Raw genomic sequence first — 22,651 nt, forward strand, 5'->3', positions numbered from 1 at the left:
CCGCTGAGCATCTCAAAATTAAAACGGCGGCCAGCCAGATGGTATAGAGTGTAAAAATCAGTCGTGCTCCAGGGATTCCAAGTAGGCTTTCACAGAAGCGTAGTAGATGCGCAGGAACTTGTTGGCAGAGGCCATCATGTAGACACGATATGGCTTGCCTTCAGAGCGTTTCTTGTCCATGAACTGGTACACCGGCTCGTCTATTGGAGCACATTGCAGGATGACGCTCATCACCAGAAAGAGCGTCCTGCGCAGTGAGGCAGATCCTCGCTTGGAAATGCTACGGCTACGGACATCTATTTGACCGGATTGGTAGGGCGGGGCGTCAATACCCGCAAAGGCAACCAACGCTTTTTTGGAATGAAAACGGCGTACATCGCCAATTTCAGCCAGGAGTTGAGGGCCGAGGGTTGGGCCAACACCAAACATCCCCATCACTACAGGATACTCCGGCAGAGAAGCTGCCAGGGATTGCATCTCCTGTTTGAGAGCAGCTAACGCGGAAGAAGTTGTCTGGAGTTGAGAAATGGCCTGTTCTACCAAAAGTTTTGCCGTATCCGTTTTCGGTATGACACCGAAGTGTCTGCAAGCAGAGGCATAAATATCCAGCGCCTTATCCTCGCTGAAATTGTAGCCGTGCTTTCTGCACCACTTCTGGTATTGGGTAGTAAAGGCCTTCTCAGACCGGCCACAAACGCACTCGCAATGCCAAAAAGTAGCGACAAAGTCCACCCACTTCTCGCTGCCATCGGCGCGGGGCGGACTGGTAAACAAGCGATTTGCGTCTGGGAAGGTGGTGTCCAGCAGGGAGATCAGGTTATTCTTCAGCATGGTCTGAACTTTGGAATACTGTTGGTACTGCCGGTAGCAGATTTTCAGCATGAGTCGGGTATCCTCCTCCGGGATATATCTCGGCAATGTGAGCCAGTGGTCAAGACCGTAGTTGGCCAGCTTTACGGCATCCTTTTTGTCGGTTTTGGCCCGTCTTAAACTGTTGTTTCCGTAGTCATGCACCAGCATTGCATTGACTACCGAGACATAAAGGCCCGCGTCGTGGAGCAGCCAGGCCACCGGAGCATGGTAATTACCCGTGGATTCCATCACCACACGGGTCTCGCCGTCCAGGCTTTTGAGCAGTCCTGCCAGCTCGCTCAGTTCATTGGCGGTGTGACGTACTTCAAAGGGTGAAACCACTACCTCTCCGAAGGGCCGCATGACTGCAATCATGCTCTTACCCTTGGAAACATCGATGCCAACGCAGTTCATTCACATTCCTCCAATACAAAGAATCTGCAACCGGAATCCATCTTTTCTCGCTGCCGATTCAATCTATTGTGTGACACGAACTCTCCGACATCCGGTGGTTCAACCTGCTTAAATCGAACGCTGCAACGAGAGGATGGCTAACAGTCTTTCACACGGACATACAAGCCCAAGGAGTGATTGGTCAGCCAGTTGCTCCTCTCATTGTAGCTTAGGCACGAGATGGAGGGAAAGCCGGACTGGCTGTCCGGCTTTCCTGTCCAAATTTATTGTAATAGGAGTGATCTTATCTACCCGCCTCAACCGCCCCGGATGGGGCCATCGGCGTACAAAGCGGACAATCACCAAAAAATAATGAAAAAAGGAGGACAGCCGGAATCAGGCCCCGGAAACCGGGTGCCGATTGTTCCGGCTTTTGTATGCCTATGAATGACTAAATCAAACTTTTCAAATGATTCCGGCTAACTATAATTTATGGCATTTTTCAATCAGGCTATCACCGTTCTTCAGACCCTCGTTATCGCTCTGGGCGCTGGTCTCGGCATCTGGGGTGTCATCAACCTGCTGGAAGGTTACGGCAACGACAACCCCGGTGCGAATGCTCATGTACGGTAAGGAAGCAAGCAACCGAAAACAAGAGATAGACCGCCAGCACTACACTATTCCGAACCAAAGACCAAAAGATAAGCATTGTGGGAAAATCTAAACTTTTGGATTTTCCTACAATGCCAACTACGGCGGAATCCCTCCCACTCCTTATATCTTTCTGTATACATTGAATTTGTATTTAGTAAAATGCAGACAACACCACGGATCGGCTTTTGGTTGGACAATTCCAACCAAACACCACAGCAGACAGCAGAAAACATTCTGAACGCTAGGAAGCCGGTATGATTGTTACATATAAGGGGAAGAAAAATTTCTTTTAGGTACTTGCTTTCCTAAAACTGATGTGATACAATGATTTAAACCAGAAAAGGAGTAAAAAATATGCGGCAAGGTATTCTTAAATAAAACTATAATCAAATAGTGGGAACAAAGGATTATGATAGCTCCTTTTGTAGGGGCTTAGTTTTTTGTACCCAATTTAAGAATACTTTTGCCTTATCAATTTTGACATATCCCCAAAAACAGCAATCACAAACAGGTGTATGCTGTATATGTGTATGTCCGCAACTTATAATCCCCAGTGGTAAAAGTATTTTACTGCTGGGGATTTTTATGCCCTTTGGGGCTGTAAAGGGAGGACAATCACATGAAAATAATCAATATTGGAATTCTTGCCCATGTAGACGCTGGAAAGACGACCTTGACGGAGAGCCTGCTATATGCCAGCGGAGCCATTTCAGAACCGGGGAGCGTCGAAAAAGGGACAACGAGGACGGACACCATGTTTTTGGAGCGGCAGCGTGGGATTACCATTCAAGCGGCAGTCACTTCCTTCCAGTGGCACAGATGTAAAGTTAACATTGTGGATACGCCCGGCCACATGGATTTTTTGGCGGAGGTGTACCGCTCTTTGGCTGTTTTAGATGGGGCCATCTTGGTGATCTCCGCTAAAGATGGCGTGCAGGCCCAGACCCGTATTCTGTTCCATGCCCTGCGGAAAATGAACATTCCCACCGTTATCTTTATCAACAAGATCGACCAGGCTGGCGTTGATTTGCAGAGCGTGGTTCAGTCTGTTCGGGATAAGCTCTCCGCCGATATTATCATCAAGCAGACGGTGTCGCTGTCCCCGGAAATAGTCCTGGAGGAAAATACCGACATAGAAGCATGGGATGCGGTCATCGAAAATAACGATGAATTATTGGAAAAGTATATCGCAGGAGAACCAATCAGCCGGGAAAAACTTGCGCGGGAGGAACAGCAGCGGGTTCAAGACGCCTCCCTGTTCCCAGTCTATCATGGCAGCGCCAAAAATGGCCTTGGCATTCAACCGTTGATGGATGCGGTGACAGGGCTGTTCCAACCGATTGGGGAACAGGGGGGCGCCGCCCTATGCGGCAGCGTTTTCAAGGTTGAGTACACCGATTGCGGCCAGCGGCGTGTCTATCTACGGTTATACAGCGGAACGCTGCGCCTGCGGGATACGGTGGCCCTGGCCGGGAGAGAAAAGCTGAAAATCACAGAGATGCGTATTCCATCCAAAGGGGAAATTGTTCGGACAGACACCGCTTATCAGGGTGAAATTGTTATCCTTCCCAGCGACAGCGTGAGGTTAAACGATGTATTAGGGGACCAAACCCGGCTCCCTCGTAAAAGGTGGCGCGAGGACCCCCTCCCCATGCTGCGGACGACGATTGCGCCGAAAACGGCAGCGCAAAGAGAACGGCTGCTGGACGCTCTTACGCAACTTGCGGATACTGACCCGCTTTTGCGTTGCGAAGTGGATTCCATCACCCATGAGATCATTCTTTCTTTTTTGGGCCGGGTGCAGTTGGAGGTTGTTTCCGCTTTGCTGTCGGAAAAATACAAGCTTGAAACAGTGGTAAAGGAACCCTCCGTCATTTATATGGAGCGGCCGCTCAAAGCAGCCAGCCACACCATCCATATCGAGGTGCCGCCCAACCCGTTTTGGGCATCCATAGGACTGTCTGTTACACCACTCTCGCTTGGCTCCGGTGTACAATACGAGAGCCGGGTTTCGCTGGGATACTTGAACCAGAGTTTTCAAAACGCTGTCAGGGATGGTATCCGTTACGGGCTGGAGCAGGGCTTGTTCGGCTGGAACGTAACGGACTGTAAGATTTGCTTTGAATACGGGCTTTATTACAGTCCGGTCAGCACGCCGGCGGACTTCCGCTCATTGGCCCCGATTGTATTGGAACAGGCATTGAAGGAATCGGGGACGCAGCTGCTGGAACCTTATCTCTCCTTCATCCTCTATGCGCCCCAGGAATACCTTTCCAGGGCTTATCATGATGCACCGAAATACTGTGCCACCATCGAAACGGCCCAGGTAAAAAAGGATGAAGTTGTCTTTACTGGCGAGATTCCCGCCCGCTGTATACAGGCATACCGTACTGATCTGGCCTTTTACACCAACGGGCGGAGCGTATGCCTTACAGAGCTGAAAGGATATCAGGCCGCTGTCGGTCAGCCGGTCATCCAGCCCCGCCGTCCAAACAGCCGCCTGGACAAGGTGCGCCATATGTTTCAGAAGGTAATGTAAAGATACATAATCGTCAAGACGGCAACAATCAGAAGTTATGGAGGGTAACAATGGAATATAGTAAGGAAGATTTAATGGAAGCAAAAAAGCAAATTTGGGGAGTGGGAGAGAACATGGGAACAGAGGAAAGTAAAAAAATCTGGGAGGAGAACGCACAATTTTGGGATAATGCAATGGGTGACGAATCTAATGAATTTCACAGAGAGGTAGTGCGTCCCAAAGTAACGGAACTTCTATCTCCTAATCCTGCGGATTACATTTTGGATATTGCGTGTGGCAATGGAAATTATTCTTCGTATCTTGCACAAAGAGGCGCTTCGGTTGTCGCTTTTGATTACAGCAAAAAAATGATAGAATTGGCTAAAAGACGGCAATCACAATATGCAAAACAAATTGAATTTTGTGTGGCGGATGCGACCGATAGAAAAAGTATATTAGAATTAAAAAGAAATCGAGCCTTTACGAAAGCAGTTTCTAATATGGCAATTATGGATATTACGGATATTGAACCACTTCTTATGGCTGTTTATGAACTGTTGCAGGAAAGCGGAATTTTTGTCTTTGCAACGCAACACCCTTGTTTTGTCACGTTGACTGAAAAATATATGACACCGCACAGTTACTATGATATAGCGATTGAAGGGCAACCGAAAGAGCAGATTTATTATCATCGTTCCATACAAGATATTTTTAACCTTTGTTTTAGAGCTGGATTTGTCATTGATGGATTTTATGAAGAATGTTTTAAAACCAACAAAGAAATTCCTATGGTAATGATAGTAAGGCTTAAGAAGGTAAAACGTGATAGCTTAAAATAAATTCAAGTTTGTCGGGTAAATAGCAAACCCAGCCGAGCCAGTCAACGGTCAAGATGAACGGCGCATATGCGCAGCCGTTGACAGCCCCGCCCGCCTTTGCTGGTAGGCAATCAAGGGGCGACAGCAAGAAGTGCCACCGCCCCGCACTATTATTCAGAAAGGGGAATTTCCATGACCGACCAGATAGCCTATCAAGAATATATCCAGCGCAGGTACAACGCCTTTTGCAAGACTGTTATCCGCTGTGCCGCCTTGGACAAGATTTTGAAGCTTAAACGGCAATGGGAACGGCAAGTTTCCCTTGACTATCTGATGAACGAGAAGTTTGTCCAGTTTGCCGCGTCGGAGCCGGACGAGGAATACCCATTTACCGTCTGCGGTCAGACCGTCCTGCTCTGCAACGCCGCCCTTGCCGACGCGATCTCTGTTTTGCCGGAGCAGACGCGGGAAGAAATCCTGCGCTATTACTTTCTGCGCCAGCCGCAGCGCGTGATCGGCGCGTGTATTGGCCGGTCACGCAGCACAGCGGGGCGGCATATCCAGCTTGCCTTGCAGCGGCTACGCGAAGAAATGGGGGTGAGCCGGTATGAGTAGACTTCTCCCCTATGAAACAATCCTCAAAGCCCGTGAGGGCGACCCAGAAGCCGTGAACGCTGTCCTGCTCCACTACGCCGGATATATCCGCTATTTCTCAAAAGTGAACGGGCAGGTCAACGCCGAGGTGGAGGACTATGTAAAGCAGCGGTTAATTGACTGTCAATTCAAGTTCCGGCTTGACGAACCACCGGACAAGTCATAAAAACTGAATACCAGCCGCCACCGACGCGGCCAGCGAAAGCAGTAAGTCTTGAAAAAGATTTACTGCTTTTTTTGTTGTCCGGCTCCGCTCCCGGCCATTTTGCCCCCTGCCGGTTGTAGTAGTAAGCGAGGAGGGAATTTTTCTGCCCTGGTGTTTGGCATTTGGAGCATTTACCCGTAGTAGAGGGCAAAGAGAAAGGATTTCTCCAACACCGGGTAGAAACCACTGCGTCCGGTGTCATTTTAGCGAAAGCGGGCAGGAATGCCCTTTACAGGATTAGTAGTAGCAGAAAAAGAGAAACAAACTTTTGTGGTTGCAGTTTTCCAAAAAAGTGGCGGACGGAAGTGAGAGAAAGTTTGCAGTCACGGAGAGCAAGTTTCTACCACGGTGCCAAAATCCGCAATTCTGCAGTTTTGCCCCTCGCGGGAAACTTGTTGGGGAGTGCCTTCCCCAAACCCTGCTCATGCGCCCTTACGGGCGAGAAAGGAGGTCACACCATGCGAAAGAAATACAACACGCCCCACCGCAGCCGCGTTGTGAAAACCCGGCTGTCCGAAGATGAGTATGCCGACTTCACAGCGCGGCTTGCGCCCTATGGTATCAGCCAGTCCGAATTTCTCCGGCAGGCGATACGGCGGGCGACCATACGCCCGGTTGTCCATGTGTCGTCGGTCAATGACGAGTTGCTTTCCGCTGTCGGGAAGCTGACAGCCGAGTACGGCAGGATCGGCGGCAACCTCAATCAGATTGCCCGGTATCTGAACGAATACGGCGTACCCTACAACACCCTTTCCGGCGAGGTACGCGCCGCCATATCCGACCTTGCCGTCCTCAAGTATGAAGTCCTCAAGAAAGTAGGTGACGCGGTTGGCAACACTCAAGCATATCAACTCTAAAAACGCCGACTACGGAGCCGCCGAGCAATATCTTCTCTTTGAGCATGACGAGTTTACCATGAAGCCCGTCCTTGATGAAACCGGCAGGCTTATCCCCCGCGAGGACTACCGGCTGTCCACGCTGAACTGCGACGGGGAGGATTTTGCCGTTGCGTGTATGCGGGCCAATCTCCGCTATCAGAAAAACCAGCGGCGGGAAGATGTGAAAAGCCACCACTACATCATCAGCTTTGACCCGCGGGACGGGCCGGACAACGGCCTGACCGTAGACCGGGCGCAGGCGTTGGGGGAACAATTCTGTAAAGAGCATTTTCCCGGCCACCAGGCCCTTGTCTGCACCCACCCGGACGGGCATAACCACAGCGGCAACATTCATGTGCATATCGTCATAAACAGCCTGCGGATTGAGGAAGTGCCGTTCCTGCCCTACATGGACAGGCCGGCCGATACGAAAGTCGGCTGCAAGCACCGATGTACCGACGCTGCCCTGCGCTACTTCAAATCCGAAGTCATGGAGATGTGCCACCGGGAGGGGCTTTATCAAATCGACCTCTTGAACGGCAGCAAGAACCGCGTCACCGACCGGGAGTATTGGGCGCAGAAAAAGGGACAGGCCGCGCTGGACAAGCAGAACGCCCCCATGATTGCCGATAGTATCACGCCCCGGCAGACCAAGTTTGAAACGAACAAGGAGAAGCTGCGGCAGACCCTACGGAAAGCCCTTGCCACCGCCGCCAGCTTTGACGAGTTTTCCTCTCTGTTGCTGCAGGAGGGTGTGACCGTCAAGGAGAGCCGGGGGCGGCTTTCCTACCTCACGCCGGACAGGACAAAGCCAATTACCGCCCGGAAGCTGGGCGACGATTTTGACCGCGCCGCTGTCTTTGCCGTTTTAGAGCAAAACGCCGCCAGAGCAGCCGAAGCGCCAGCCAGATCCCCCGATCCCCCACGCACCATAAAAGACCGCTTGCAGGTTGCCAGAGCCGAGATAGCCGCCCCGAAACAGGACGGAGTGCAGCGGCTTGTGGACATTGAGCAGAAAATGGCCGAGGGCAAAGGCCGGGGCTATGAACGCTGGGCGAAGATACACAATCTGAAGCAGGCCGCCAAAACGCTGTCCGTCTACCAGCAATACGGCTTTACTTCCCCGGAGCAGTTAGAAGCCGCCGTTGACACCGCCTATCAGAAAATGCGCCAGACCAGCGGCGAACTGAAAGCACTGGAAACGAAGCTGCAAGGGAAAAAGAAGTTGCAGCGGCAGGTGTTGGCCTACGCCCAGACCAAGGCCGCCCGCGACGGGCTGCGGGCACAGAAATCCGAGAAAGCCCGCGCCGCATACCGGCAGGCCCATGAGAGCGATTTTATCATAGCCGACGCAGCAGCCCGGTATTTCAAGGCGCATGGCATTACCAAGCTGCCCGCCCGGAAAGCGTTGCAGGCCGAGATCGAGCAGCTTATCTCCGAGAAAGACGGCCTGTATAACACCTATCACGAACAGAAACAGCGGTTCAAGGAGTTGCAGACCGTCAAGCGGAACATCGACCAGATTTTGCGCCGGGACGAGCCGCACCGCAGAAAGGAGCAGAGCCATGAGCGATAACCTGCCCCACATGGACTACCGCCAGCACCGGCGGGCGCGGCGGCTGGTACATGAGTGCTGTAACTACGATGAGGGGAACTGCCTGCTATTGGACGACGGGGAGCCTTGCGTGTGCGTCCAGAGCATTTCCTTTTCCCTCATGTGCCACTGGTTCCGTGTGGCTGTCCTGCCCCTTGACGGGGAGCTGGCCGCAGCCCTCTTGTGCCGGGGAAGCCGGAAACGGTGTGCCGTCTGCGGGGCGGCCTTTGTCCCCAAATCCAACCGGGGAAAATACTGCCCCGACTGCGCCGGGCGCATGAAGAAAATCAAAGCCGCCGAGAGAAAGCGGAAACAAAGGCAGAGATGTCACGCTTTAGAGCCTTTCAAACCCGCATAAATCAAGGCTTTTTTCGTGGGTGTCAAAGGGTACGCGATACATTTATCCTTTTCCCCCGGAAACGGCGTTTTAATGCGTGACAATACGCCAAAATCAACCCGAACACAGGGAGGTGATCCTATCGCTGATTATATCAGGGCAGACACGCGGCTGCCCGCCTATCTGCCGTATCCCCGTTTCCTGCTGAAAATGGAGATTTCACAGACCGCCAAGCTGCTGTATTCGCTGCTGTTAGACCGTTCCACCCTCTCCCAGAAAAACAAGTGGCTGGACGACGAGGGCAGGATTTATATTATCTATCCCATCGCGGAGATAGCAGAAATACTGGATAAAGGCAGCACCACCATCAAGGGGGCGCTTAATGAACTGGACACGGCGGGGCTGTTGGAACGGGAACGGGGCGGCTTCTCCGCACCGAACCGGCTTTATGTCAAAGTACCGCCAGTGCCACAGGTACAGTTTTCAGACCAACTGATGGCCGGAAGTCCGCCCCTCATAGAGCCGGAAAACCGTCCTACTGATGGTCAGAAAACCGACCTTATGATGGTCGGAAAACCGTCCCCTAACCAAACTACTATAAACAACCTTACAGAGAGCCAAACAAAGGGAGTGAGTGGGGGGCCGTCCGCGCCCTATGGCCGATATGGAAATATTTTTCTGTCACAGACCGAATACGACGAGTTGCAGGCAGAGTACCCTGACAGGCTGGAACGGTTCATCGAGGAAATGAGCCGCTACCTTGCCGCCAACGGGAAAAGCTACCAGAACTATGCCGCCGCCCTGCGGATATGGGCGGGGAACGACAAAAAGGAAGCCCCTAAAAAGGGCATACCAGACTACTCATGCAAGGAGGGCGAGAGTTTATGAAGAATGAAATCAACGCGGTTTTGGAGAATATGACGACCACCATCCCGGAGCCGGAGGACTACACCGGCGAGGACGGTTTACTGTACTGCGGCAAGTGCCGCAAGCCGAAAGAAGCCTATTTTGCGCCGGATAAGGCCGCTATCTTCGGGCGCGACCGCCACCCGGCAGAGTGCGACTGCCAGAGAACCGCCCGCGAGGAACGGGAAGCCGCCGAAAAGCGGCGCAGACACCTTGACACCGTGGAAGAACTGAAACGCCGGGGCTTTACCGACCCCACCATGCGGGACTGGACTTTCGAGAACGACAACGGCAGGAACCCGCAGACCGGGCTTGCCCGCCGGTATGTGGAGCATTGGGAAGATATGCGGACAGACAATATCGGCTGCCTGTTCTGGGGCGGCGTAGGCACCGGCAAAAGCTACCTTGCAGGCTGTATCGCAAACGCCCTCATGGAGAAAGAAATCCCCGTCCGCATGACGAACTTTGCTCTTATCCTCAATGACCTTGCCGCCAGCTTTGAGGGGCGCAACGAGTACATTTCCCGCCTTTGTCGTTATCCGCTGCTGATCCTTGACGACTTCGGCATGGAACGCGGGACGGAATACGGGCTGGAACAGGTGTTCAATGTGATTGACAGCCGTTACCGCAGCGGCAAGCCGCTGATCGTCACGACCAACCTTACGCTGGACGACCTGCACAACCCGGAGGACACCGCCCATTCCCGGATTTATGACCGCCTGCTTTCCATGTGCGTCCCGGTACGCTTTACCGGCGACAACTTCCGGCAGGAAACCGCCAAGCGGAAAATGGAGAGCATGAAGAAACTGATTACCGACTGAAAGGAGTATTGCCTATGGCAGATAACAAGCAGCACGACACCCGCACCACCCGCCGCCCTGACTGTGTGACGGAAATCCGCATGGGCAATTCCGTCCTTGTCGTGTCCGGCTATTTCAAGAAAGACACCACAACCACAGCCGCCGACAAAATGGCGCGGGTACTGGAAGCGGAAGCCGCTGCTACACAGGAGCCGACTTATCCGGCGTGAACCGGGGCATGGAAAAGCGGCCATGCCAGGGAGCATGACCGCTGGAACGAAAATCGGAAGTGCTTTAGCAATTCTTAATCTCATTCTCTATAAAATAATTTGCAATTTCAAAGGCTTTTATTCTTCTCTTTGCCAATGTGATTTGTGATTTATAACGCTCGGAATTATCCTTTGATTCAAATGTTTTTACTGTTTCTCTTAGCTTGTGCAGAGTTGAATCAATTTGCCTTTTGGCCGCGGTTAATTCATCTATTGTATACTTCATGTTTTCTCCTTTAACTTCTGATTTTTTTGTTAAATCAGAGTATACCACGGAGTTATGAACTTTTCTACTGCAAATATGGGACGACAACCCATACCATAAAAATCGGAAAATTGAAAAGCTGTAAAGAAGCAAATTTAACGCTTTTGCCGCTGTACAGCCCCCGCCGTTCCGTGGTACAATGAAACCACGGAATAGTGGGGCTGGCTGTCGGAAACGGAGGATTTTATGTTAAGACAAGCCACCCAAAACCTCATTACCGCCCTTTATCCGAGATTGTCCCACGAGGATGAATTGCAAGGCGAGAGTAATTCCATATCGAACCAAAAAAGGATACTCGAAACCTACGCAAAACAGAACGGCTTTACCAATCTGCGCTGGTACACCGACGACGGTTTTTCCGGCGCGAACTTTGCTGGGGTTAGATAGCGATACTTTTTACATCTACCATGTTGCGGCGGTCATGGTTGACAACTTGCGTCGGCTCCTGCTCGGTATCAACCTGTCCGACAAAGCTATAATGGATTTCGATTTTCCGGGTGTTGGTTTCCCGGTCTAATTCATGTATCAAAATACGGTCGATAAACTCATGGACGTTTTCATAGGTCAATTCCTGTATGTCGCTGTATTTCCCGACAATCTGAATAAACCTTGATATATCCCTTTTTCGCTCGGTAACGGTTGCGATCTGCTGTTGTAACTCGTCTATCCTTGCGGCAAGGGATTTCTTTTCGTCCTCATAGCCGGAAGTTAGAAACACAAACCGTTCATCTGTCAGTCTGCCTAATGCGTTGTCCTCATACAGCTTGCGGAAAAGCGTGTCAAGTTCGGTCATACGCGCCTGTGCTTTGAAAAGTTCCTTTTGCTGCTGCGCTAATGCCTTTCTCGCTTCCATGTCGCCGTACTCGGTAGCTTTACAGATAAAGTCCTGTTCGTGTTCCTTAACATACCGCAAAACCCGCCGCATATCTTCCAGCACTAAATCAAGAAGTACGTTTTTGCGGATATAATGAGAGGTACACTCGCTGCCTGTCCTTGCCCTGTTGCGCCATGCGCCGCAAGAATAGGAAAACTTGCGCGGCTCGATATTTACGCCCTGTTGGTAATACATCTTATGTCTGCAACCAGCGCAAAACAGCAAGCCGGAAAAAATATCAATCTCCGCTGCTTTTGTCGGGCGGTGGCGGGTAGCAATCCGCTTTTGCGCAAGTTCAAAGGTTTCCTCGTCAACAAGCGGCTCATGGGTGTTTGGGAAGAAATAGCGTTGTTCTTCTTCGTTCTTCCGGGTCTTTTTCGACTTGTAGGATACCTTGTGAGTTTTCGCGGTTATGGTATGCCCTAAATATTCCTGCCTTGCTAATATGTCATAGAGCGTTTTGTCCGGCCAAGTATAGGGGGCGATCATTGCCCGCTGATACCGCGCCTGTCCTGTACGCTGATAGCGCAACGCTCCAATCGTCAAGACTTTGTTTTCCGCAAGCCATTTTTGGATTTCGCACATACGCACGCCGCTAACAAACATAGCGAAAACCTGTTTGACAATCGGCGCGGTTTCCGGGTCGGGTATAAGGTGGTGGCGGTTGTTCGGGTCTGGGATATAGCCGTATGGATATTCCCCGTTGACGCGCTCGCCTTTTTGCGCCTGTGCCTGTTTAACTGCGCGGATTTTCTTGCTTGTGTCGCGGGCGTAAAACTCGTTAAACCAGTTCCGCAAGGGGGTAAACTCGTTATCCTCCCGCGCTGTGTCAACTCCGTCGTTGATCGCGATATAGCGTACTCCGTTTTCGGGAAATACAATCTCTATGAGTTCGCCCGTTTTCAGATAGTTTCTGCCAAGACGGGAAAGGTCTTTGGTAATGACCGTCGCCACTCGTCCGGCTTCCACTTCCTGCAACATCGCTTGCAGCCCCTCGCGCTCAAAACTCACGCCGGAAAATCCGTCGTCCACAAAAAACTTTGTGTTCAAAAAATGGTGTTCGTCCGCATAGCGTTGAAGTATCATTTTTTGGTGCTGTATGCTTCCGCTTTCTCCGGCTTGCATATCCTCTTGACTTAAACGGCAGTAAAGGGCGGTGATTTTATTCGACTGTAACATTAGTCCTCCTTTCCGACAGCCGAATAAACAGGTATAATGTGTTGCTATCATTATACCATATCCCGCCGCCTAATGCACTACTCGGACGCTAAAAATCCCGGATTTCCGGGCTTTTTCTGCAAATCCTTTACAATGAGTTTCTCAATCTTTTTATGGATTGTATCGGTTGCCTTTTCACTCGGCAACGCTTGAACAAGATAGGTGATTTTCCCTATTTTGCGTTCGGTTGTAATTGTCTGTTTTTTATCCATTAGAAAAACCTCCTTTTCCTGTATGGATAAACTATATTCGTCAAAAGGCAAAAACGGGCGGTTGTTAGCTGCAACCTCACGGGAGTTTCACCCCGGCCCATGCTTATGGGTGCGCCGCGCAATACTTTGAGGGTGTTCAACGCGGGAGTATCATTGTGCCGCCTTGTATGTCGTCGCCCACAAGCTGCTAAACCTGTTTTACGGCGCGGTAGTTCTCGCTCGGCTTTTCCCCTATGGGGAAAAGCTGTCATGGCGTACCCGCCGACTGGCTCGGTACAGACGGAATGTACCCGTTTGCCTGTTATGCTGCGCACCAAAGGCCGCTTTCTTTGTCAAAGAACAATAGGCTTTGTCGGCCTGCAAAAGCACATCAACAGCGGATATGCTTTTGCGGAACGACAAATAGCCCATAACGGGAAGCGTGGAAAGGGGACACGCTCCCCGCATGGGCTAAAAGATTATCCTACATGAAAAGCAAGGGTGCGGGTAATAAGGCGCACTTGCAGCCTGTTACGCATTTCCTCGTCCACATAGGAATAGGTATTGCCCGCGTCGTCTTTCAGCGTGCGGGTACAAAGTTTCGCTATGTAACCCTCGTAGTGCTTCAAGATCGCGCACATGGCGGTTGTGTCGCCGTTTGCCGCTGCGGAAATGACAGGGAACGGCAACAGATTTTCAGACTTCCTAACGGTATTCATCATCTGCTTTTCCCTCCAAATACTGTTTGATTTTCGCAAGCGCGGATTTCCTGTGCCGGAAAACCGTCGTGCGTACAACATTCAGCAGTTCGCCAATTTCCGCGTCGCTCATATCCAAGAAGTAGGACAAAAGGATAATGTCGCGTTTCCTTTCGGGCAAAGCGTTAAGGGCTTCGGCAAGCAGTTCATTTTTGACGAGTACATCAAAGCCGGACACTTGAAAACGGAAATAATCGCTTTCGTATTCGTCCGTTGTGAAAAGCTGCGCGAGTTCGCTTTCGCTCAAATCCGAAAAAGTAACTTCGCGTGCTGCGCGTTTCGCAAGAGTGCGGCGGTGGCTTTTCGCTTCGCCGACCAAAGTTTTCTTTGCTAATGCGTCGTACTGATGTTGTATTCTTTCCTTGTCGGAAGAAGATAGCTCCATAGAGTTCACCTCCTTCCCGCGTGGAGTAGAGGACGGGAGTTAAGGGCTTGTCCTCTCTGCCCCTTTCGCTCCGTACCCGTTCGGGAGATGGCTCTTGAGTGCGCTTTTCAGAAAAAAGTTGAAAAAAGCAAAATGCGCCCGTCCGCAAGACGCGGACGGGCGCAAAGGAAATGTAAGCAGTAGCTAAATGTATTGACAGTTCACATTCATAGCCGGAATATCCCGCTTGCGGAGCATAGCTTTTTTTGACCGCAAAGCATTAGGCGGGTTACAGTAAATAAAAATGGACACGGCGATACCTCCCCGATACCGCCGTATCCTTAAAAAAGGGCGACTTTAATACACTACCCGCAATCCATTCTATAATAGGGAACAGCGGCTTTTGCGCAATATTAAATAAAAAAGCCGATAACACATAGGTTTTTTGACCTAATGCGTTATCGGCTCTGCGTCTATGCGTCTGGCACTTTTAATCATTTTTTTTTGAATTTATTATATGTGTTAGCTAACTGTCCACAAGCCGCGTTAATCTCTCTGCCATGAGAAACTCTCATAGTAACTTCAAGTCCTGCTTGCTCTAATTGATGTTTGAATGCAACTATTTCCCGTTTCTGTGGTGCTTTAATTCTTGAATTGCTTGTTGGGTTGTATTGTAACACGTTAATCATAACTTTTTTGCCCCGAAACCATTTTGCAAGTTGTCTTACATCTGAGGGCCGGTCATTTATACCCGGTAAAAGCAAATACGCAAAGACAATTTTGCGATTATGCCTTTCAGAATAGGATAAGGCTTGCTTAACAACATCTTCAATAGCATATATGCGCATGTGAGGAATAATACGATTTCTTGCAGATTGTGTTGCTGCGTGTAAAGATATTGTCAACTGAATTTTAAGATGTTCCTCGCGCAATTTTTTTAATTGATCGACCGGACCAACTGTTGATATGGTAATGCCGTCGGTTGGAAAGTTGAGCCCATATCTATCTCGGAGAATATGGATTGCTTTTATCAAGTTGTCATAATTGAATAAAGGCTCTCCCATACCCATAAAAACGATACGGTTTACTTTTCGACGCAACAATATAATCTGTTGTACGATTTCTGACGATGTTAGATTACGAACAAAGCCATTTCGCCCGGACTCACAAAAAATACAACCAACAGGACAACCGACTTGTGTGCTCACGCAAACAGTTCCACCATCTCGCCGCTTGATAAAAACCGTTTCAATGTATTTGTTGTCTTTCAGTTCGTAAACATACTTTTCAGTATCACTGCTTTTGCAAATATTTTTTACCAACATTGATAGATTTTTTTTGCGTGGTAATTGCTTATATAATTCTTCATATAAGGCTTTTGCTTCATTCTCGCCAATAACTTCCGACATTTCTTTGTAAGTAAATCCGTATGGATCATTCCGTACTTCCGCAGGCGTATATTTAGGTAAACGTTTCATTTTTATATCCTTTCTTCTAAATAATAAAAGTTTGTTTTTCTGTATTTTTGATTACAATCTCTAATTTTTCTACATCAATGATATGCGTCAATTTGCATTTAGGGCAGAAAAGAGGAAAATCTTTTAATACAGTATTATGAAATACTTGAACTCTCGTCTTTCCGTTACAAATCGGACATTTTATCCAATATTTTTTAAGCATTATATTTCACTCGTCCTTTTTACACAAAAAAATGCAGGTCAATCCTCAACATGAGCATTGACCTGCATTTATAATGCACAGAGCAGTACAACAAAACTAAGGCATAGCTTGCACTATGTCTATACTATATCTATACGTCGTTAGTTTTTTGTATAGCATCCGCAAAATAAGCATGACAAAAAAGCCCATGTTGAAAATGGGAAAATCCTTTTTTTCAATGCTTATCTAATACGCATGCTATGCAACATAAACGCCGCCTCCTTTTACATAAATTTTATTTTATCAGAAAATCAGTCTACTGTCAATACACAACAGGAAGTATTTAACCTAATGATATGAATTGTGTGGACATATCCAAAAAGAAAGGTGAACTGTAAAATGTAACAGGGTGAATGAAAATGGCAAAAAGACCCGTACCATTGTACGACTTTAAGGCTTTCGGGGCAGCTATAAAAGCCGCGAGAAATGAATACGGCGAGAGCCGCAAAAAGGTAAGCGACGAGTTATATATTTCCCCGCGCTACCTTGCGAATATCGAGAACAAGGGACAACAGCCGAGTTTACAGGTATTCTATGACCTTGTAACCCGGTATCATATTTCGGTAGATCAATTTTTCTTCCCGAACAGCAATGCGGAGAAATCCACCGGGCGGCGGCAGCTTGACGCGCTGCTGGACGGTATGAGCGATAAAGGCATACGGATTGTAACCGCAACGGCAAGGGAGATAACAGAAGTCGAACAAGCAGAGGACTAACCTCACAATATGGGAAGCAGGAGATTGCAGCGCATAGGGGCTGCAATCTTTTTTTGCGCCAAATTAGAAAGAGAGTGCAACAAACGCTGCCTTTGAAACGGGATAAGGAGTAGATAGCAAGCACAGCAAACGAGTACCCGTTTGCGAAAAGTGCTTGTTGGGATAATCCCAAACCCTTATACCGAAAGGCGGTGCGGAAATGGAAAACCGAAAGAGAAATATACAGATGAAGTTTTACGTTACGGAAGAAGAAAAGCGGCTGATCGACGAGAAGATGAAGCAGCTTCCCATAAAGCAGTATGGGGCATACTTCCGTAAAATGGCGATAGACGGGTATATTCTTGTCGTTGACCGAAGCGACACAAAAGCATATATCCGGGAACTGCAAGCGGTGAGCCGGAACATCAACCAGATTGCAAAACGCGCCAATGCGACGGGGACGGTTTACAGGCAGGATATAGAGGACATTAAAAAGGCGGTGGACGAGATATGGCGGTTACAAAGACGCACCCTATTAAATCAACCTTAAAGGCTGCGATAGACTATATCTTAAATCCCGAAAAGACAGACGGGAAGCTGCTTGCGTCCTCTTTCGGCTGCGGGCTGGAAACCGCCGATATTGAGTTTGCATGGACGCGGGAAGCTGCCGGAGATCGCGGCACACATTTAGGGCGGCACTTGATACAATCCTTTGCGGTGGGAGAAACCACACCGGAAGAAGCGCACAAAATCGGCATGGAACTTGCCGGGGCGGTATTAGGCGGCAAGTATGAGTTTGTTTTGACAACTCACGTCGATAAAGACCATCTGCATAATCACTTGATTTTCAACGCGGTTAGCTTCGTTGACTACAAAAAGTACCATTCCAACAAGCAAAGCTATCACTTTATCCGGCGCACCAGCGACAGGATATGTAAAGAGCATGGGCTATCCGTCGTCGTACCGGGACAGGACAAGGGAAAAAGCTATGCAGAATACACCGCCGAAAAGCAAGGGACAAGCTACAAAGCAAAGCTGAAAACGGCGATAGATACTCTCATTCCCCAAGTGAAAGATTTTGACGAACTGCTGCGCCGCTTGCAGGAAATGGGGTATGAAATCAAACAGGGCAAATACATTTCCTTTCGCGCTGCCGGACAGGAACGGTTTACCCGCACAAAGACGCTCGGCGCGGCCTATACGGAAGAAGCGATAAAGGAGCGTATCAAGGGCGTGTATGTTGCCAAAACAAAAACGCTGCGGGAAGATAAGAAAATCCGGCTTATCGTCGATCTTGAAAACAGTATCAAAGCCCAACAGTCGGCGGGCTATGAACGGTGGGCAAAAATCCATAATCTGAAACAGGCTGCTAAAAGCATGAACTTCCTAACCGAAAACAAGATTGAGTATTATAGCGAACTTGAAAGCAAGATAGCCGATATTATGACCGCTCATGACGCGGCGGCAAAGGCGGTTAAGGAAGTGGAACAGCGTATGTCTGATTTGTCGCTGCTTATCAAGCACACCACCACATACCGACAGTTAAAACCGATTTACGATGAATACCGAAAATCGCCGGACAAGGAAAAGTATCTGCGGGGGCATGAAAGCGAAATTATCCTGTTTGAAGCTGCGGCAAGGGCATTAAAGGAAATGCAGATAAAGAAGCTGCCCGATCTCGCCGCGCTGCGCAAGGAGTATAGCAGCTTAAACGACAGAAAAAGCAAATTGTATGAAGATTATCGGCAAGCCAAGAAGCAAATGCAGGAATACGGCGTTGTCAAAAAGAACGTCGATAGTATTCTTTACCCGTCCCAAAGCAGGGCGCGGGAGCAGGAGCGATAAGGCGCAAAACATGGGGTGGCAAGTGGAATGTTAAGGGCTGAAAACGCCTGTGTTTCTGCGGCTTCCAGCGCATGAAAACGACATAGACGATAAAGTATATTCAAACCCGCAAAAACGGCTTTCTAATTGTCCACGCAAGGACAAAAAAAGAACAGGGGCGCGGTGCCGGAAATCGGCAACCGCGCCCCTGTTCTCTATGGGCTATTCCTCGTCGGTCAAGATAAACTCCCTTTCGGAAAACTCGCTGTCCGTCATGGCTTGCAGCTTGTTCACCGCTGCGGCGGCAAGCTGGCGCATATCCTCGTCCATGTAGGGCATGGCGGCAAGGATATTTTCAAGCGTTGTTTCCCGGCTGTCCTCGGCGTAGATCGCAACAATGTTTTCTTCCTCAATGGTAAAGCGGGTATTCATGCTATCAAACCTCCAAATCCTTTTTATGCTCTTTCTGTTTATCTTTCGGCTGCTGCGCCGCCTGTTTCTTGTATTCGTCCAGCTTCTTCAAAATGGACGGTTTTTTCTGCGGCTGTTCCCGTTTCTCGGCTTTTACCGCTTTTGCAAGGTCGGTAACGGAAATCGCTTCCCCCGCCTTTGCCCGCTGCTCAAAATCTGCAACGGTGGGCGTTTGCGGCGTATTGTTGATAAGCCCGTCAAAATTGTTGTCGTTCTGCTCTATGGTGTCCTCGACGTGCTTTAAGGGATTATCCCGCTGCGGCTGCTCGGCGGCTATGGCATAAGCCTGTGTGCCATTCCCCATAATGAGATACTTCCCGTCCTCCGACGCATGGTGAAAACCAAATCCCGCCGCTTCGATCTGTTCACGGCTCATATCGGTAATATGAAAATTGCCCCTCGGCGTTCTAACGGTTTCACCCGTCAAAAGGCTGTCGGGGGTCGCTTCCGGCTGCTGCTTTTCAAGCTGCCCGTCCTTGTAGGAATATCCTTGCGCCGCGATTGCTTCAAGGGTCTTGCCCGTAACGTCGCCATAAATCCGCTTGTCTGCGTCAACCAGCATTTGCAAAGTGTCTTGTACGGTGTCGGACAAGGCTTGCTGCTGTTCGGGCGGCAGCTTGTCAAATACGGGGGTCTGCTGCTCCTGCAAAAACTCCGGCACTTGCTGAAAACCGATACTGTCTACATAGTGGGCGGTGTCCTCGTCGTTCTGATGAAGCACAACAATGTCGGAAACGGAAAGGCTATGCCCCTTAAAGTCGGCGGGGTGGTCGATATTAAACCTTTCCCAAATGTCGCCCAGCGTCATATCCTTTGTAAGCGGTGCAGTATAGACGAGTTCATAATTTACCCGGTCAATGGTAAGTCCAGCCGCTTGCAGACGGTCATAAGGCTCAAAGCGCAAGTCCCTTGTTTCGTCCCCGCGCTTTAACTGATAAATGGAAAAGGTATCGCCCTGCTCCTGCTCGGCTTGCCGCTGCTGCTGCAACTCGGTAAAATGCCCCTCAATCTCGGTAATGAGTTCCTTTGCGGTGGTCTGTATTGTTTCAAGGGACGCTTTTAACTCGGTCATTTCCTTGCCGCTGCTCCAACCAGCCACATAGCCGAAAGAGTAATCGGAAGTATCAAGGCCGAAATGCTGGCAAACCGTATAAGCGACGCTTTCCGCTTCTACCTCGCAGGTATGGCGGTCAACGCGGTTTTGCTGCTCCGGCGGGGCGTTTAAGTCTACGTCGTGCAGCTTCGCATGGGCGATTTCGTGAATGGCGGTCTTTACCGCCTGTAATTCACTCACGCCCTCTTTGATTGCAATACGCTTGTCGGTCAAACTGAAATACCCATTTGCGCCGTTTGTGATCTGCTCAAATGCAATCGGGACGGGGGACGCTTTTTCAAGGGCGGCGAAAAAATCCTCGTACTGCTCCACATCGGCAAGCAGCGGTTTAACGGAAAGGTCGGGAAACTCCTTGCCCTCGGTCTGCGAAATATCAAAGACGGTTATAACCTTAAAGGCGGGGACGGTGATTTCCTTTTCTTCCTTTACCACTTTTCCCTCGCGGTCAAGCATGGGCTTTCTCGTTTCGGGGTCGATTTTATCAACCAGCTTTTTCACCTTGTAGGGCGCGGGGGCAAAGATTTTAATGCCTTTCTCGCCTTTCTTTACATGGCGGTCAAACTCTTTCTGCCATTGTGAATAGCCCTTTACCAAATTGCCGCCCTGCATGGCAATTAGGATAGTGTTATTCAAGCTGTAATCGTGAAACTTCGACATGGCAGTAAGAAACTCTTTGTAGCGGTCGCTGTCAAAAATCGCCTGTACGCCCTGTTCCAAACGCGCGGTGATCTCCTTTACCTTTTCGGCGGGCTTTTCGGAAGTAAGGATAATGGGGACGACGGGGCGGGGCTGCTGCGGCTCTGCGGCCTGTGCGTCTGCTTGCTGCGTTTCGGCTGCGTCCATATAGGCTTTGTCCTGTTCGCCGCGCTCCGGCTGCGGGTAACTCATAATGCGGTATTCTTCCGGCACTTCGCGCCCCTCAAACTGCCGTTCCCACTCGTCGCCGCTTTCCACGATATAGCCGTACTCGGTAAACGCGCCTTTTTCCTGCGCGGCAGCGTTCCTGCCAAAAGTAGAAAGGTCAATGCCGCCTTTCCATTCTTCGGGCATTTGTACCATGCCGGATTGATTTAAGTAATAGTCGCCCAAATCGTGGTAGTTATGTACTTCGGGGATATGGACGTAGAAATCCACGTTGTAGGTGAAGTCAATTACCTGTCCAATATTTGCAAGCCCGTTTTTCTGCTGCAAGGCTGCGTTCAGCTTGCCAACCTCGGCGGGGTCAAGCTGTTCGAGCCGCGCCGCAAGAAAATTGAGTTCGTCCACGTCGGCGGCGCATACCATTTCATAAGGCAAGGCAATATGTTTCTCCGGGTCGTCGGAATAGCCGCGAATGGAAAAATCCTGCGGGTTGTCGGCGGTAATGCCGACGTTCCGCATAGCTTCGTGCAACTGCTCCTTTGTGGCGGGCATATCCAGCCAATAGCCGCCGGGGTCGCCCGCGTCAAAGCGGCTGCGGTTGCCTATCATAATAGAAAACTGTTCGCTCATGTGTTCACGCTCCTTTTCCTGCCCGGTATTTTCGGGGATAGCTGCCGCCTGTTGCTGCTGCGGGGGTTCTTCGCCCTCTATGGTGTAGTCCGGCATGAGCATACCGTTTACTTTGAAATAGTCGGCGTACTCCTGCGGGATAGGCGGGGAGATTTCCGTAAACAGACGGTCATACGCTTTGATACGCCCATTCAGATACTTTTCCATAGCTGCCTTGTCGGTGAAAACCTTTCTATCTTGTCCGGCAATCTTCGCTTGGGTTCTGCTTGGGCTGTTGGTGCGCACGCTCCATGTAAGCGTCCATGAATACGGGATAGATTTCTGCGCTTCTTTGTCGTAGCGGGTATTCTCGTAAATGTAGTAATTCATCTGATATACCCGGTTGCTGCGAATATGGCGGTTATGCTCGGTGGTCTGCCACTCGTTAGCGGTGTGCTGGACGTGCGGCGTTCTCACATATTCAAGTGTTTTATCCAGCAAAAGCGTTCTTCCCGCCTGTTCTTCCCATGCGGCGGCGCGTTCTTTAAGGTCGTCAAAAATCGCCTGTTCTGCCGCCGCGCTTTCGCTGCGCATGGAAAGTAGCTGCGCAATCGGCAAGGAAGCATAAGGGGCAATCTCCCTGTCCTTTGCTTCAAAATATATCCGGCGTTCTATCCGCATGGTTTCGGCGGTTTCCAATTTGTCATGGTCGTATGAGGAATACGGCATATTCTTTCATCACGTCCTTTCTCGGTCATATAAGGGTTTGGGACTATCCCAACAAGCAAAATGCCCGCGCTCTCTATGGGA

General features: G+C 49.9%; 24 protein-coding genes and 1 pseudogene. 15 read left to right on the plus strand and 10 right to left on the minus strand.

Annotated features, from left to right (window positions below; translation table 11 throughout):
- Positions 1–57: 57 nt before the first annotated feature.
- The gene (locus BKD12_RS01275; protein WP_002382856.1) at positions 58–1,266 is read right to left on the minus strand and encodes an IS110-like element ISEnfa110 family transposase; all 1,209 of its coding nucleotides are present in this window, start codon (positions 1,264–1,266) and stop codon (positions 58–60) included.
- 471 nt (positions 1,267–1,737) lie between these two features.
- Between BKD12_RS01275 and BKD12_RS16285 the strand changes: the two genes are divergently transcribed.
- The 11 genes from BKD12_RS16285 to BKD12_RS01325 all read left to right on the plus strand — a co-directional run bounded on the left by BKD12_RS16285 (position 1,738) and on the right by BKD12_RS01325 (position 10,839).
- Positions 1,738–1,878: a Maff2 family mobile element protein gene (locus BKD12_RS16285; protein WP_006771834.1), complete on the plus strand. Its 141-nt coding sequence runs from the start codon at positions 1,738–1,740 to the stop codon at positions 1,876–1,878.
- Between the two features lie 640 nt (positions 1,879–2,518).
- The gene (gene tet(W) / locus BKD12_RS01280) at positions 2,519–4,438 is read left to right on the plus strand and encodes a tetracycline resistance ribosomal protection protein Tet(W) (RefSeq protein ID WP_002586627.1); all 1,920 of its coding nucleotides are present in this window, start codon (positions 2,519–2,521) and stop codon (positions 4,436–4,438) included.
- A gap of 50 nt (positions 4,439–4,488) precedes the next feature.
- Positions 4,489–5,256 (plus strand): class I SAM-dependent methyltransferase, encoded by a 768-nt coding sequence (locus BKD12_RS01285; RefSeq protein WP_002586626.1) that lies wholly within the window; start codon positions 4,489–4,491, stop codon positions 5,254–5,256.
- Positions 5,257–5,427: 171 nt separating this feature from the next.
- The gene (locus BKD12_RS01290; RefSeq protein ID WP_002586616.1) at positions 5,428–5,850 is read left to right on the plus strand and encodes a sigma-70 RNA polymerase sigma factor region 4 domain-containing protein; all 423 of its coding nucleotides are present in this window, start codon (positions 5,428–5,430) and stop codon (positions 5,848–5,850) included.
- The gene (locus BKD12_RS01295; RefSeq protein ID WP_002586615.1) at positions 5,843–6,055 is read left to right on the plus strand and encodes a helix-turn-helix domain-containing protein; all 213 of its coding nucleotides are present in this window, start codon (positions 5,843–5,845) and stop codon (positions 6,053–6,055) included. The genes BKD12_RS01290 and BKD12_RS01295 overlap by 8 nt, the downstream gene beginning before the upstream one ends.
- A 497-nt stretch (positions 6,056–6,552) precedes the next feature.
- Entirely contained in the window at positions 6,553–6,951 is a 399-nt protein-coding gene (locus BKD12_RS01300; protein ID WP_002596229.1) for a plasmid mobilization protein, read from the plus strand.
- Positions 6,923–8,548 (plus strand): relaxase/mobilization nuclease domain-containing protein, encoded by a 1,626-nt coding sequence (locus tag BKD12_RS01305; RefSeq protein ID WP_002596230.1) that lies wholly within the window; start codon positions 6,923–6,925, stop codon positions 8,546–8,548. The genes BKD12_RS01300 and BKD12_RS01305 overlap by 29 nt, the downstream gene beginning before the upstream one ends.
- On the plus strand, positions 8,538–8,924 hold the full coding sequence (locus BKD12_RS01310; RefSeq protein ID WP_002596231.1) for a cysteine-rich VLP domain-containing protein: 387 nt from the start codon (positions 8,538–8,540) through the stop codon (positions 8,922–8,924). Before BKD12_RS01305 ends, BKD12_RS01310 begins: the two co-directional genes overlap by 11 nt.
- A gap of 132 nt (positions 8,925–9,056) precedes the next feature.
- Positions 9,057–9,791, plus strand: coding sequence for a replication initiator protein A (locus BKD12_RS01315; protein ID WP_087325174.1), 735 nt, complete (start codon positions 9,057–9,059; stop codon positions 9,789–9,791).
- Complete coding sequence (locus BKD12_RS01320; protein WP_002596233.1) at positions 9,788–10,630, plus strand: ATP-binding protein; 843 nt, start codon at positions 9,788–9,790, stop codon at positions 10,628–10,630. The genes BKD12_RS01315 and BKD12_RS01320 overlap by 4 nt, the downstream gene beginning before the upstream one ends.
- A 14-nt stretch (positions 10,631–10,644) precedes the next feature.
- Positions 10,645–10,839, plus strand: coding sequence for a transposon-encoded TnpW family protein (locus BKD12_RS01325; protein WP_002596234.1), 195 nt, complete (start codon positions 10,645–10,647; stop codon positions 10,837–10,839).
- 64 nt (positions 10,840–10,903) lie between these two features.
- Here BKD12_RS01325 and BKD12_RS01330 read toward each other — a convergent pair whose 3' ends face one another.
- A complete protein-coding gene (locus tag BKD12_RS01330; RefSeq protein WP_002596235.1) occupies positions 10,904–11,104 on the minus strand; it encodes a hypothetical protein in 201 nt (66 codons plus the stop codon).
- Between the two features lie 225 nt (positions 11,105–11,329).
- Here BKD12_RS01330 and BKD12_RS01335 point away from each other — a divergent pair.
- A pseudogene (locus BKD12_RS01335) lies at positions 11,330–11,515 on the plus strand (recombinase family protein); the annotation flags it as partial.
- 7 nt (positions 11,516–11,522) lie between these two features.
- Here the strand turns inward: BKD12_RS01335 and BKD12_RS01340 are convergent.
- The 6 genes from BKD12_RS01340 to BKD12_RS16315 all read right to left on the minus strand — a co-directional run bounded on the left by BKD12_RS01340 (position 11,523) and on the right by BKD12_RS16315 (position 16,228).
- Entirely contained in the window at positions 11,523–13,196 is a 1,674-nt protein-coding gene (locus BKD12_RS01340) for a recombinase family protein (RefSeq protein ID WP_002604471.1), read from the minus strand.
- A 77-nt stretch (positions 13,197–13,273) separates the two neighbouring features.
- Complete coding sequence (locus BKD12_RS16305) at positions 13,274–13,447, minus strand: transposon-encoded TnpW family protein (protein ID WP_002604472.1); 174 nt, start codon at positions 13,445–13,447, stop codon at positions 13,274–13,276.
- Positions 13,448–13,905: 458 nt separating this feature from the next.
- Entirely contained in the window at positions 13,906–14,148 is a 243-nt protein-coding gene (locus BKD12_RS01345) for a helix-turn-helix domain-containing protein (protein ID WP_002604473.1), read from the minus strand.
- Positions 14,132–14,569: a sigma-70 family RNA polymerase sigma factor gene (locus BKD12_RS01350; RefSeq protein ID WP_002604474.1), complete on the minus strand. Its 438-nt coding sequence runs from the start codon at positions 14,567–14,569 to the stop codon at positions 14,132–14,134. The genes BKD12_RS01345 and BKD12_RS01350 overlap by 17 nt, the downstream gene beginning before the upstream one ends.
- A gap of 473 nt (positions 14,570–15,042) precedes the next feature.
- Positions 15,043–16,026: a 23S rRNA (adenine(2503)-C(2))-methyltransferase RlmN gene (gene rlmN, locus BKD12_RS01355; RefSeq protein ID WP_002584956.1), complete on the minus strand. Its 984-nt coding sequence runs from the start codon at positions 16,024–16,026 to the stop codon at positions 15,043–15,045.
- Positions 16,027–16,042: 16 nt separating this feature from the next.
- Entirely contained in the window at positions 16,043–16,228 is a 186-nt protein-coding gene (locus BKD12_RS16315) for a cysteine-rich KTR domain-containing protein (RefSeq protein WP_003431289.1), read from the minus strand.
- Between the two features lie 398 nt (positions 16,229–16,626).
- Between BKD12_RS16315 and BKD12_RS01360 the strand changes: the two genes are divergently transcribed.
- The 3 genes from BKD12_RS01360 (at position 16,627) to BKD12_RS01370 (ending at position 18,807) form a co-directional block, all read left to right on the plus strand.
- Entirely contained in the window at positions 16,627–16,983 is a 357-nt protein-coding gene (locus BKD12_RS01360; protein WP_044942672.1) for a helix-turn-helix transcriptional regulator, read from the plus strand.
- Positions 16,984–17,182: 199 nt separating this feature from the next.
- On the plus strand, positions 17,183–17,512 hold the full coding sequence (locus BKD12_RS01365) for a plasmid mobilization protein (RefSeq protein ID WP_002584958.1): 330 nt from the start codon (positions 17,183–17,185) through the stop codon (positions 17,510–17,512).
- Positions 17,473–18,807, plus strand: a complete 1,335-nt coding sequence (locus BKD12_RS01370; RefSeq protein ID WP_070087573.1) for a relaxase/mobilization nuclease domain-containing protein — start codon at positions 17,473–17,475, stop codon at positions 18,805–18,807. Before BKD12_RS01365 ends, BKD12_RS01370 begins: the two co-directional genes overlap by 40 nt.
- A gap of 201 nt (positions 18,808–19,008) precedes the next feature.
- Here the strand turns inward: BKD12_RS01370 and BKD12_RS01375 are convergent, their stop codons facing one another.
- Both BKD12_RS01375 and BKD12_RS01380 read right to left on the minus strand, forming a co-directional pair.
- On the minus strand, positions 19,009–19,218 hold the full coding sequence (locus BKD12_RS01375; RefSeq protein ID WP_002584960.1) for a transposon-transfer assisting family protein: 210 nt from the start codon (positions 19,216–19,218) through the stop codon (positions 19,009–19,011).
- A gap of 4 nt (positions 19,219–19,222) precedes the next feature.
- Positions 19,223–22,570 carry a YodL domain-containing protein gene (locus tag BKD12_RS01380; RefSeq protein ID WP_058118381.1) on the minus strand — a complete coding sequence of 1,116 codons (3,348 nt, stop codon included), beginning with the start codon at positions 22,568–22,570 and terminating at the stop codon, positions 19,223–19,225.
- Positions 22,571–22,651 lie beyond the last annotated feature (81 nt).

Origin of the sequence: Merdimonas faecis, from assembly GCF_001754075.1 — a bacterium.
GTDB lineage: Bacteria > Bacillota > Clostridia > Lachnospirales > Lachnospiraceae > Merdimonas > Merdimonas faecis.

Excerpts from the sequence above, each read along its gene's own strand:
- BKD12_RS01275 (WP_002382856.1), bottom strand. The coding sequence starts at position 1,266 with ATGAACTGCGTTGGCATCGATGTTTCCAAGGGTAAGAGCATGATTGCA.
- BKD12_RS16285 (WP_006771834.1), top strand. The coding sequence starts at position 1,738 with ATGGCATTTTTCAATCAGGCTATCACCGTTCTTCAGACCCTCGTTATC.
- BKD12_RS01285 (WP_002586626.1), top strand. The coding sequence starts at position 4,489 with ATGGAATATAGTAAGGAAGATTTAATGGAAGCAAAAAAGCAAATTTGG.
- BKD12_RS01290 (WP_002586616.1), top strand. The coding sequence starts at position 5,428 with ATGACCGACCAGATAGCCTATCAAGAATATATCCAGCGCAGGTACAAC.
- BKD12_RS01295 (WP_002586615.1), top strand. The coding sequence starts at position 5,843 with ATGAGTAGACTTCTCCCCTATGAAACAATCCTCAAAGCCCGTGAGGGC.
- BKD12_RS01300 (WP_002596229.1), top strand. The coding sequence starts at position 6,553 with ATGCGAAAGAAATACAACACGCCCCACCGCAGCCGCGTTGTGAAAACC.
- BKD12_RS01310 (WP_002596231.1), top strand. The coding sequence starts at position 8,538 with ATGAGCGATAACCTGCCCCACATGGACTACCGCCAGCACCGGCGGGCG.
- BKD12_RS01320 (WP_002596233.1), top strand. The coding sequence starts at position 9,788 with ATGAAGAATGAAATCAACGCGGTTTTGGAGAATATGACGACCACCATC.
- BKD12_RS01325 (WP_002596234.1), top strand. The coding sequence starts at position 10,645 with ATGGCAGATAACAAGCAGCACGACACCCGCACCACCCGCCGCCCTGAC.
- BKD12_RS01330 (WP_002596235.1), bottom strand. The coding sequence starts at position 11,104 with ATGAAGTATACAATAGATGAATTAACCGCGGCCAAAAGGCAAATTGAT.
- BKD12_RS01340 (WP_002604471.1), bottom strand. The coding sequence starts at position 13,196 with ATGTTACAGTCGAATAAAATCACCGCCCTTTACTGCCGTTTAAGTCAA.
- BKD12_RS16305 (WP_002604472.1), bottom strand. The coding sequence starts at position 13,447 with ATGGATAAAAAACAGACAATTACAACCGAACGCAAAATAGGGAAAATC.
- BKD12_RS01345 (WP_002604473.1), bottom strand. The coding sequence starts at position 14,148 with ATGATGAATACCGTTAGGAAGTCTGAAAATCTGTTGCCGTTCCCTGTC.
- BKD12_RS01350 (WP_002604474.1), bottom strand. The coding sequence starts at position 14,569 with ATGGAGCTATCTTCTTCCGACAAGGAAAGAATACAACATCAGTACGAC.
- rlmN (WP_002584956.1), bottom strand. The coding sequence starts at position 16,026 with ATGAAACGTTTACCTAAATATACGCCTGCGGAAGTACGGAATGATCCA.
- BKD12_RS16315 (WP_003431289.1), bottom strand. The coding sequence starts at position 16,228 with ATGCTTAAAAAATATTGGATAAAATGTCCGATTTGTAACGGAAAGACG.
- BKD12_RS01360 (WP_044942672.1), top strand. The coding sequence starts at position 16,627 with ATGGCAAAAAGACCCGTACCATTGTACGACTTTAAGGCTTTCGGGGCA.
- BKD12_RS01365 (WP_002584958.1), top strand. The coding sequence starts at position 17,183 with ATGGAAAACCGAAAGAGAAATATACAGATGAAGTTTTACGTTACGGAA.
- BKD12_RS01370 (WP_070087573.1), top strand. The coding sequence starts at position 17,473 with ATGGCGGTTACAAAGACGCACCCTATTAAATCAACCTTAAAGGCTGCG.
- BKD12_RS01375 (WP_002584960.1), bottom strand. The coding sequence starts at position 19,218 with ATGAATACCCGCTTTACCATTGAGGAAGAAAACATTGTTGCGATCTAC.
- BKD12_RS01380 (WP_058118381.1), bottom strand. The coding sequence starts at position 22,570 with ATGCCGTATTCCTCATACGACCATGACAAATTGGAAACCGCCGAAACC.